Below are 706 nucleotides of genomic sequence, written 5' to 3' on the forward strand. Positions count from 1 at the left end.
TTCTGCCGGCTTCTTGGCCGGTCCGGATGTCTGCTTCATCTTCGCTCCTCAGGGGCTACGATGAACCAGCCATCCTCCGTTCGTGAAGACCCTCATTCTGTCCCACAGGTGCTGACGTCGGACACCGTGTAGATCGTGTTCCAGTGGATGATGGCGCTGACCACCAAGTTGAGGGTGGAGGCCCGGATCGCCAGGCTGTCCTGGCTGCGGTCACGGAAGCGACCGAGCCGGTGCAGGTTGACCGCGCGCACGAGGCCGTTGCGGCGCTCGCCCTTGTTGAGCTCGGCCGTGGTACCCTTGCGAAGCTGTTCATCGCCGATCCAGTCGAGGGTGAACAGGGTCCGCTCGATACGCCCCATCTGCGCCTGGGCGAGGCCGCTCTGGCGGGGCGTCGCCGACAGCTGTCGCAACACGAGAGAGGCGCTGACGGTGCGGGTCCTGAGCGAGGTCAGAAGGCCCAGGATGTCGTCCCAGTGGACGGATCAGGCCGGCGTCGAGGCGCTCGCCCATGACGGCGTGCAGCACGCCGTAGTGTCGGGCCTGCACGAACCAGTAGAGGCAGTGGCCGTCGAGGTCGGGGAGCCGGTTTTACCGCTGGCGCAAGGCCGGTGTGTTCGACCGGGTGCTGCGGTGCCTGCAGGCGCAAGCCGATGCCCGAGGCGAGCTCGACGGGGACCTGCACTTCGTCGACGCCACGGTGGTCCGC

At 67.0% G+C, this 706-nt stretch carries 2 pseudogenes; one reads left to right on the forward strand and one right to left on the reverse strand.

The annotated features are described in order from the left end of the window. Window positions 1-125 precede the first annotated feature (125 nt). A pseudogene (locus tag FV218_RS22480) lies at window positions 126-585 on the reverse strand (Tn3 family transposase); the annotation flags it as partial. Here FV218_RS22480 and FV218_RS22485 point away from each other — a divergent pair. Then, window positions 581-706, forward strand: a pseudogene (locus FV218_RS22485) (IS5/IS1182 family transposase); the annotation flags it as partial. The pseudogenes FV218_RS22480 and FV218_RS22485 overlap by 5 nt on opposite strands.

Source organism: Methylobacterium sp. WL69 (genome assembly GCF_008039485.1).
Classification (GTDB): domain Bacteria; phylum Pseudomonadota; class Alphaproteobacteria; order Rhizobiales; family Beijerinckiaceae; genus Methylobacterium.